The sequence below is a fragment of the Streptomyces sp. CBMA156 genome, from assembly GCF_014596515.1.
Lineage (GTDB): Bacteria > Actinomycetota > Actinomycetes > Streptomycetales > Streptomycetaceae > Kitasatospora.
Genome location: NZ_MSJQ01000202.1, coordinates 1 through 9,132, shown reverse-complemented (window position 1 = coordinate 9,132; position 9,132 = coordinate 1). Strand labels below are relative to the sequence as shown.

General features: G+C 71.5%; 8 protein-coding genes. 4 read left to right on the top strand and 4 right to left on the bottom strand.

The window, feature by feature from the left end; all coding sequences use genetic code 11:
• The 4 genes from BU198_RS16785 to BU198_RS16770 form a co-directional block, all read left to right on the top strand.
• The coding region (locus tag BU198_RS16785) for an FHA domain-containing protein (RefSeq protein ID WP_223244490.1) at positions 1-1,093 on the top strand (1,093 nt) is incomplete at its 5' end.
• A gap of 197 nt (positions 1,094-1,290) precedes the next feature.
• The gene (locus BU198_RS16780) at positions 1,291-2,208 is read left to right on the top strand and encodes an ABC transporter ATP-binding protein (protein WP_188297659.1); all 918 of its coding nucleotides are present in this window, start codon (positions 1,291-1,293) and stop codon (positions 2,206-2,208) included.
• A complete protein-coding gene (locus tag BU198_RS16775) occupies positions 2,205-3,341 on the top strand; it encodes an ABC transporter permease (RefSeq protein WP_223244489.1) in 1,137 nt (378 codons plus the stop codon). The genes BU198_RS16780 and BU198_RS16775 overlap by 4 nt, the downstream gene beginning before the upstream one ends.
• A 103-nt stretch (positions 3,342-3,444) precedes the next feature.
• Positions 3,445-3,849 carry a globin gene (locus BU198_RS16770; RefSeq protein WP_188297658.1) on the top strand — a complete coding sequence of 135 codons (405 nt, stop codon included), beginning with the start codon at positions 3,445-3,447 and terminating at the stop codon, positions 3,847-3,849.
• Positions 3,850-3,885: 36 nt separating this feature from the next.
• Here the strand turns inward: BU198_RS16770 and BU198_RS16765 are convergent, their stop codons facing one another.
• The 4 genes from BU198_RS16765 to BU198_RS16750 form a co-directional block, all read right to left on the bottom strand.
• Positions 3,886-4,578, bottom strand: a complete 693-nt coding sequence (locus BU198_RS16765; RefSeq protein WP_411293202.1) for a hypothetical protein — start codon at positions 4,576-4,578, stop codon at positions 3,886-3,888.
• 29 nt (positions 4,579-4,607) lie between these two features.
• On the bottom strand, positions 4,608-5,090 hold the full coding sequence (locus BU198_RS16760) for an acyl-CoA thioesterase (protein ID WP_188297657.1): 483 nt from the start codon (positions 5,088-5,090) through the stop codon (positions 4,608-4,610).
• A 127-nt stretch (positions 5,091-5,217) separates the two neighbouring features.
• A complete protein-coding gene (ettA, locus tag BU198_RS16755; RefSeq protein ID WP_188297656.1) occupies positions 5,218-6,882 on the bottom strand; it encodes an energy-dependent translational throttle protein EttA in 1,665 nt (554 codons plus the stop codon).
• Positions 6,883-7,170: 288 nt separating this feature from the next.
• Positions 7,171-8,634 (bottom strand): Cys-Gln thioester bond-forming surface protein, encoded by a 1,464-nt coding sequence (locus tag BU198_RS16750; RefSeq protein ID WP_188297655.1) that lies wholly within the window; start codon positions 8,632-8,634, stop codon positions 7,171-7,173.
• Positions 8,635-9,132: the final 498 nt, after the last annotated feature.

Below are 9,132 nucleotides of genomic sequence, written 5' to 3'. Positions count from 1 at the left end.
CCTGCCGCCCGGCATGGCGACCCCGCCCCCGCACGGGACCCTGCCGCCGTACGGAGCCGTCCCACCGTACGGGGCCGTCCCGCCGCAGGCCGGGCCGCACGGCCTCACCGAGGGCCTGACGGTCTGCCCGATCTGCCGCAGCCCGCAGACCGGACGGTTCTGCGAGGAGTGCGGCTACGACTACGAGCTCTCCACGCCCTCGCGCCGCCAGGCGCCCGGTGCCGGCGGGCCCGGTGCACCCCAGCCGCCGCTGAACATCCCGGAGACCTACGGCGGCCCCCCGCAGCAGCCCCAGGGCCCGGCCGGCCACGCGCAGTTCGGCCAGCCCCCGTTCGGACAGCCGCCGTTCGAGCAGCCCCCGTTCGGGCAGCCCCCCGCGGCGCAGCAGGCCGTCGCCCCGCCCGTCCCGGCACAGCCGCAGGCCCCGGCACAGCCCCACACCTACGGCTACCCGCCCGCCAACGGGCCGGAGGGGCAGTTCCCCGACCCCTCGGTGCGCGAGGACTCCGGCCCGGTGTACGCCCACCCGGCCGGCCCCGGACCGAACAACCGCGGCGGCGACTTCGGCACCTCCTTCCACCTCGCCCCGCCGCAGCAACAAGGCCAGCAACAAGGCCAGCAGCCGCAGCAGCAGCCCCACCCGCAGCAGCCCCAGGAACCCGCCCAGCCCGCCGAGCCGGTACGGGCCAACTGGATCGCCGTGGTCTCGGCCGACCGGGACTACTTCACCGACATGATGGCCCGCAGCGGCCCCGAGGCGGCCGGCCTGTTCTTCCCGCCGTACTGCCCGGAGCGCCGGATCCCGCTGACCGGCCGCGGCCAGCTGCGGATCGGGCGGCGCAGCCAGCACCGCGGCACGGTGCCGGAGATCGACCTGTCCGTCCCGCCGGAGGACCCGGGCGCCTCGCACCAGCACGCGCTGCTCGCCGAACAGGCGGACGGCAGCTGGGTGCTGGTGGACCAGGACTCGACCAACGGCACCACCGTGAACGGCGGCGCGGAGCCGATCGCCCCGCACACCGCGGTGCCGCTGAACGACGGCGACCGGATCCACATCGGCGCCTGGACCACCATCACCGTGCACCGCGACTGAAAGGCCGTCGACTGACGAATCGTCACGGAAAAGCGATCCGGGCGATTTCCCGACGATTCGTCGTCGCCAACTCCGGCCGGGCCGGGCGGAATTCGACATCCGCCCGGCCCGGCCCCGTTTCCCCCACCTTGAAGTGTCGGCAAATTCCCCGGCTCCGGCCTGCACAAGAGCCTTCACAAGCCCTAGGCTCAGGGCGCATGACTGCTGCTATATCCGCTGACGGCATCCGCCAGCGGTACGGGGATGTGCAGGCCGTCGACGGGGTGTCCCTCACCGTCGAGGCCGGCGAGTTCTACGGGATCCTGGGCCCCAACGGGGCCGGGAAGACCACCACGATGGAGATCCTGGAGGGCGTCCGGAAACCGGACGAGGGCCGGATCGAGTTGCTGGGGATGCAACCCTGGCCGCGCAATCCGAAACTGCTGCCGCGCATCGGCGTGCAGTTCCAGGCGACCGCCTTCTTCCGGAAACTGACCGCCCGGGAGACCATCCGCACCTTCGCGTCGTTCTACGGGGTCGGCCCCAGGCGGGCCGACGCGATGCTGGAGCGGGTCGGCCTCGTCGACAAGGCCGAGACCGTGACCGACCAGATGTCCGGCGGCCAGGCCCAGCGCCTGTCGATCGCCTGCGCACTGGCCCACGACCCTGAGCTCGTCTTCCTGGACGAGCCCACCACCGGCCTCGACCCGCAGTCCCGGCGCAACCTCTGGGACCTGCTGCGGGACATCAACGCCGAGGGCCGCACGGTCGTGCTGACCACCCACTACCTGGACGAGGCCGAGGTGCTCTGCGACCGGGTCTCGATCATGGACCACGGGAAGATCCTGCACACCGGCGCCCCGACGGCGCTGATCCGCGAGATCGACGACACCGTCCGGATCAGCGTCGCCTCCGGCCAGCTCCCGCTCGACCGGGCCCGCGAACTGCTGACCACCGCCGGTGCGGACATCGCCACCCTGGAGGACGACACCGTCTCGCTCTCCGTCTCCACCCGGCTCCCGGCCCCGGTGCTCACCGTCCTGGCCGAGCAGAACGCCCTGCGCGGCCTGGAAGTGCGCGGCGCCACCCTGGAGGACGTCTTCCTCCAGCTGACCGGACGGGAGTTCCGCGCATGACCGCCACCACCCCCACCGAGCCGCGGGACGGCGCCCGGCGCGGCGGCCCGGCCGCCGGCGAGCGGGAGCGGGTCAGCGCGTTCTGGAGCCTGTCCCGCGCGATGCTGCTCGGGCTGAAGCGCGACCGCACCGCGAGCTTCTTCATCCTGCTGTTCCCGCTGGTGTTCCTGGTGTTCTTCGGCGCCGTGACGCAGAGCGCCGGCAGCCCGCACGCCAAGGTCGCGCAGGTCGGCGCGGTGAAGCTGTTCGACTCGATCCAGGGCGAGGACCGGGCCGCGCTGGAGCAGGTCCTCACCATCACGAGGACCGACGACGAGGCCGCCACGCTGGAGAAGGTCCGCAAGGGCGACTACCACGCGCTGATCATGCAGGGCCCGGACGGCAGGGTCGAGCTGCGCTACACCGCCGCCGACCAGGTCCGCGCGGGCACCGTCCAGGGCATCCTCAACTCGGTGGTCCAGAACGCCAACCAGGCGGCCACCGGCCAGAAGCCGGCCTTCGTGCTGGACTCCCAGCAGATCGAGGACAAGTCGCTCAAGCCGATCCAGTTCCTCACCCCCGGCCTGCTCGGCTGGGCCATCGCCACCGGCGCGGTGTTCGGGGCGGCGCTGACCCTGGTCAACTGGCGCAAGTCCAAGGTGCTGCGCCGGCTGCGGCTGGCGCCGATCAGCGCCGGCACCGTGGTCAGCTCCCGGATCCTGGTCTCGCTGCTGACCTCGTTCCTCCAGACCGCCGTCTTCCTGGCGGTCGCGGTGAGCTTCTTCGGACTGAAGCTCACCGGCAACTGGTGGCTGGTCATCCCGCTGGTGGCCTGCGCGACGCTCGCCTTCATGTCGATCGGCCTGCTGGCCGGCTCGGTCGCCAAGACCGAGGAGGCGGCCAACGGCATCTCGCAGCTCATCGTGCTGCCGATGTCCTTCCTGTCCGGCGCGTTCATCCCGATGGACAACGCCCCGGGCTGGCTGAGGGGCGTCTCCCAGGTCATGCCGCTGCACTACCTGGTCGACTCCGCCCAGTCGGTGCTCACCCGCGGCGGCGGCGTCATGGACGCCCTGCCCACCATGGGCGGGCTGCTGCTGTTCGCGGCCGTGCTGACCGGCATCTCCTGGAAGCTGTTCCGCTGGGAGGACTGACCGTCCCCTGACGTCCGCCGACGTCCGCCCGATCCGGTCCCGACGGGGTCGTACGCCTTTGGTCCCGGTGTACGACCCCGTCGGCGTCTGCGACCATGGTCGGGTGAGAGAGATCCGGCGAGGCACGTTGAACGAGGAGACCTTCTACGACCAGGTCGGCGGTGAGCCGACCTTCCGGCGGCTGGCCCACCGGTTCTACGAAGGCATCGCCGAGGACGAGTTGCTGCGGCCGATGTACCCCGAGGACGACCTCGGGCCGGCCGAGGAGCGGATGGCGCTCTTCCTGATGCAGTACTGGGGCGGCCCGCGCACCTACAGCGATCGGCGCGGCCACCCTCGGCTGCGGATGCGGCACGCGCCGTTCAAGGTCGACAAGGCCGCGCACGACGCCTGGCTCACCCACATGCGGGCGGCGGTGGCGAGCCTGGAGCTGCCGGCCGAGCACGAGCGGCAGCTGCTCGACTACCTCACCTACGCCGCCGCCTCGATGATCAACACCCCGGGCTGAGCCGCCCCGAGCCGCTCCACGGGCTGCCGGGCGGGCCTACCGGACCGGGCTGAGCCCCAGCCCCGCGCCCGGCGCGGCCGCGGTGCGCACCGCCACCGAGCCCGCCGGGGCGCTCAACCGCAGCCAGCCGCCCGCCCGGTGCACGGTGAGCGGGACACCCGGCTTCAGGAAGCCGATCACGTACGCGGCGTGCGGTGCGCGCAGCGGCAGCTCGGGCAGCACGCCGACCGGGCGGGACCAGATCTCGTCGGCCAGCGCGTCCAGCACCGCGCGGGTGCGGTGGTGCGCCGGGACGGCCTCGCTGCGCTCACGGAACTCCCGCACCCCGGCCATGAGTTCGGGGTACACCTCGGCCACCGACGGGGTGCCGGCCGGCCGCCAGCCGGTGCGCGGCGGCAGCAGCCCGGCCCAGGCCGGTCCGGTCACCGGCGCGGGCAGCGCGAGGCCGCCCGCCTCGGTGTCCACGCCGTCCAGCAGCTGACCGGCCGAGACGGTCAGGTCCACCGGCTCGTCCAGGCCGCTCAGCCGGACGGTGCGGATCGCCAGCGCGCCGGAACCGCCCAGCGGCAGCCGTCCGAAGACCGCCAGCACGCCGTCGCCGCCGCTCCGGTCCACCGCCTGGAGCCGGACGGCCGCCGCCCGGTCGAAGCGCAGCAGGCGCAGCAGGAAGGCGGAGAGGTCGGCGGCCTCCCCGGCGTCGGTCAGGGCGAGACGGGCGGTGATGGTCACGGCGTTTCAGCTCGAATCGTCAGGTGCGGTCAGACGGTGGCGACTGCCACGGCGCCCTTCTCGTCGGCGGTGGCCTGGCCCGTGGCGGCGGCCTCGTCCGTGAAGCGGCTGAGGAACTCCCGCTCCACCGGCGAGATCCGGCGCGGCCGGCCCTCGGCCAGGTCGTACGGGACGACCACGGTGGACGCCCGGACGTACACGACGTCGCTGCCGTCCTCGGCGACGTCCTTGATCTCGTAGGAGACGGTCAGCGAGGCGACGCCGATCTTCGTCACCCAGGTCTCGATGGTGACCGGCGTCGGCCGGTGCACCAGCGGACGCTTGTAGTCGATCTCGTGGCGCGCCACCACCGAGCCGCCCGCGAACTCCCCGGCGCCGGCCTCGGCGGCCTGGGTGAACATGAAGTCGATCCGGGCCTCCTCCAGGTAGCGCAGGAAGACCACGTTGTTGACGTGCCCGAAGGCGTCCATGTCGGACCAGCGCAGCGGGCAGGCGTAGATGTGGCGGGCCACGGCAGTTCTCCTCGGTGTCCGGTCTCCCGCCGCCGTCCACCGCCGGTGCGGCGGCGGTCGGCGACGGGCCGCGGCCCGGCAGGCCGCCCCGGAGGGCAGTCTGCCGGGCCGTTGTGACGGCTGGGTGTCAGCCTCGGGTCAGCTTCTTGTACGTGGCCCGGTGCGGACGGGCGGCGTCGGCGCCGAGCCGCTCGATCTTGTTCTTCTCGTAGGACTCGAAGTTGCCCTCGAACCAGAACCACTTGCTCTCGCCCTCGTAGGCGAGGATGTGGGTGGCCACTCGGTCCAGGAACCAGCGGTCGTGGGAGATGACCACGGCGCAGCCGGGAAACTCCAGCAGCGCGTTCTCCAGCGAGGAGAGCGTCTCGACGTCCAGGTCGTTGGTGGGCTCGTCGAGGAGCAGCAGGTTGCCGCCCTGCTTGAGGGTGAGCGCCAGGTTCAGGCGGTTGCGCTCACCGCCGGAGAGCACGCCGGCCGGCTTCTGCTGGTCCGGGCCCTTGAAGCCGAACGCCGACACGTAGGCGCGGGACGGCATCTCGACCTGGCCGACGTTGATCCAGTCCAGACCGTCGGAGACGACCTCCCAGAGGGTCTTCTTCGGGTCGATGTTGGCGCGGGACTGGTCGACGTAGCTGATCTTGACGGTGTCGCCGACCTTGACCGTGCCGCTGTCCGGGGTCTCCAGGTCCTGGAGCATCTTGAACAGGGTGGTCTTGCCGGCGCCGTTCGGGCCGATGATGCCGACGATGCCGTTGCGCGGCAGGGTGAAGCTCAGGTCGTCGATCAGGATCTTCTCGCCGAAGGCCTTGTTGAGGTTCTCGACCTCGATGACGACGCTGCCCAGACGCGGGCCCGGCGGGATCTGGATCTCCTCGAAGTCCAGCTTCCGCATCTTGTCGGCCTCGGCCGCCATCTCCTCGTAGCGGGCCAGACGCGCCTTCGACTTGGCCTGGCGGCCCTTGGCGTTGGAGCGGACCCACTCCAGCTCTTCCCGGAGCCGCTTGGCGCGCTTGGCGTCCTTCTGGCCCTCGACCTTGAGCCGGGACTGCTTGCTCTCCAGGTACGTGGAGTAGTTGCCCTCGTAGCCGATGGCGCGGCCGCGGTCGAGCTCCAGGATCCAGCCGGCCACGTTGTCCAGGAAGTACCGGTCGTGGGTGACGGCCACGACGGTGCCCTTGTACTTGGCCAGGTGCTGCTCCAGCCAGTTCACCGACTCGGCGTCCAGGTGGTTGGTGGGCTCGTCGAGCAGCAGCAGGTCGGGGGCCTCCAGCAGCAGCTTGCAGAGCGCCACGCGGCGCTTCTCGCCACCGGAGAGCTTGGTGACCGCCCAGTCGCCGGGCGGGCAGCCCAGGGCGTCCATGGCCTGCTCCAGCTGGGCGTCCAGGTCCCAGGCCTCGGCGTGGTCCAGCTCCTCCTGGAGCTTGCCCATCTCGTCGAGCAGCGCGTCCGAGTAGTCGGTCGCCATCAGCTCGGCGATCTCGTTGAAGCGGTCGAGCTTGCCCTTGATCTCCTTGACGCCGTCCTGGACGTTCTCCAGGACCGTCTTGGTCTCGTCCAGCGGCGGCTCCTGGAGCAGCATGCCGACGGTGAAACCGGGCGAGAGGAAGGCGTCGCCGTTGGAGGGGTGCTCCAGGCCGGCCATCATCTTCAGCACGGTCGACTTACCGGCGCCGTTGGGGCCCACGACGCCGATCTTCGCTCCGGGGAGGAAGCTGAGCGTCACGTCGTCAAGGATGACCTTGTCTCCGTGAGCCTTGCGCACCTTGCGCATCGTGTAGATGTATTCCGCCACGTGAGATCGCTCCGGCGTCGTCGGGAGTATTCGGCTTGCAGCCTTCCATTGTGCCGCACCCGGCCCGGAGGCCCGAATCGCCCAGGTGACCCCCACCGGGGTATCCGGAGCCGCTCGCGCCGTCCCGGGAACGCGGCGGCTCGGACCGCGGCCTCCCCCGGCTCCCGCCCCACCCCGCCGACGCGACGGCCCGGCCCCCCGCAACGGGTGCGGGGAGCCGGGCCGGTTGCCGCTCTCAGGGCCTCGGGAGGTCAGCGCCTCCCGGCCTGCTCGGGCGGTTCAGTCGGTTCAGACGGTGCTGCGACCGTGGCGGCCGCGGCGGCGCAGGACGAAGACGGCGGCGCCACCGGCCACCACCAGGCCACCGGCGACGGCGGCGAGGATCGGGGTGGAGTCATTGGCACCGGTCTGGGCCAGGCCACCGGTGCCCGGGGCGGCGCTGGTGGTCGCCGGGGTCGGCTGGCCGGCGCCGCTGCTCGGGGTGGCCGACGGCGTCCCGGACGCGGCCGGGGTGGTCGGGGCGCCGGACGGCGTCCCGGTCGCGGCCGGGGTGGTCGGAGCGGAGGTCGGAGTGGTGCCGGTGCCGGTCTTGCAGTCCAGGACGCCCTGGAAGTCGCGGCTGTAGCCGTTCGGACCGGTGACGGTGATCTTGTAACCGGTCTTCTCGGCGACCGGGACGAGCACGCTCTCGGTCTTGCCGGGCTGGACGGTCAGCTGCTGCTTGCCGACCGTGACGGTGCCGGCCTCGTCGCCGCCGTTGGTGACGGAGACGCGCACGCCGTTGTTCGCGCACTCGACCTTGGCGGTGCTGTCGATCAGCGCGCCCTTGGCCTGCTTCCAGGTGCCCTTGGCCGCCGCGGCGACGCTGAGCTTGCTGGAGCCGGCCAGGATCATGGTCTGGCTGTGCTCCTCGCGGGTGTAGCCCTTGCTGAGGAAGACGCGGCCGCTGGGCACCACGGTGGAGGCGGTGGCGTTCAGCGTGACCGAGCCGTCGGAGGTGCCGGCCGGCACCTCCAGGAACAGCTGGGTGTCCTTGGCGATCGGGCCGGTCAGGCCGCCGGCGACCGGCTTGTCGTCCTTGAGCAGCTTGACCTTGTCGGCCCCGTCACCGGAGACGGCCAGCTTCACCTCGGCCGCGCTGGAGTTGAGGGTGAACGGGCCGAGCTTGCCGCCGGACTTGCCGGAGACCGAGTCCGGGTTGAGCGCCAGCGAGGGCTTGGGCTCGGCCGCGATGCCCTTGTTGGCGTCGCCGACCAGGTAGTCGCGCAGCTTCTTGGCGCCGGCGTCGCGCGGGACGGCGTTCTTCTTGTCCGAGTACTTCCAGATCGCGGCCTGGGTGCCGGCGGCGGCGGCCTCCGGGGTCAGGCTGTCCGCGCCGGCCACCTTGGCCAGCGCCGTCAGGTCCTTGACCTGCGGGTAGGAGTTCTCCAGGATCCAGCGGATCTTGGCCGCGGCCTCGACCTTGTTCTTGTCACCGAGGGAGCTCGAAGCCCAGTCGGACTCCTGGTACTGGATCTTCTTCCTGATGTCCACCGGGAAGCCGAAGTCGATGCAGTACGTCTGGAGCTCGCCGTCGGCGGTCTTCAGCGTGAACAGACCGCCGTCGACGGTGCCCTCGCCCTCGACGTCGAGCTTCCCGCCGAGCATGGTGGGCTGCACCACAGCGGTCACACCCGCGCCCGGGGTGTCCGCCGCGACCGCCGCACCGGCCGCGAACAGGCCTCCGCCCAGCGCCAAGCTGGTCGTGAGCATGACAGTGGTTATCCGGGACAGACTCCGCCCCTGCCTCTGGAACATCTTGGGATCCCTCCGGGCGAGGCCGCACCGAGTGGGAGGCCTGCCGACTTGCCGTGCCGCGCGTGCCCCCTGTGGCACTGCTGCGGATATGAACCAGACGAATCCTATTGAGCCCCGGAGGTCCCGAAACCCCCATGCGAAATCAGGACGATTCCGTATCTGTATCGTTATCAATCCCCTCAGGTCCCACACAAACTGACGGCCGACCAGAAAATCGCCGACGCCTTTCCGTTATCCGGTCGGATTGCGCGCACGGGTACAACGACCTTCTCGACCAACATATTTGTCGACAGGGAAGGTCATCGCCCCGTCAGGTCAGCGCTCCCGCGGTGTCACCTCCCCGCTCCCTCCCGGCCGCCTCGTCCGGCTCCCCGTCGGCCGGCCTCCCACCCGGCGGCAGCGCCCGCACGACGGCCACCGGGGCGGCCACCGGAGCGGCCGGGGCCGCCGCAC

What these genes read in the sequence shown, in the direction of transcription:
- BU198_RS16780 (WP_188297659.1), top strand. Translation starts at nt 1,291, where the DNA reads ATGACTGCTGCTATATCCGCTGACGGCATCCGCCAGCGGTACGGGGAT.
- BU198_RS16775 (WP_223244489.1), top strand. Translation starts at nt 2,205, where the DNA reads ATGACCGCCACCACCCCCACCGAGCCGCGGGACGGCGCCCGGCGCGGC.
- BU198_RS16750 (WP_188297655.1), bottom strand. Translation starts at nt 8,634, where the DNA reads ATGCTCACGACCAGCTTGGCGCTGGGCGGAGGCCTGTTCGCGGCCGGT.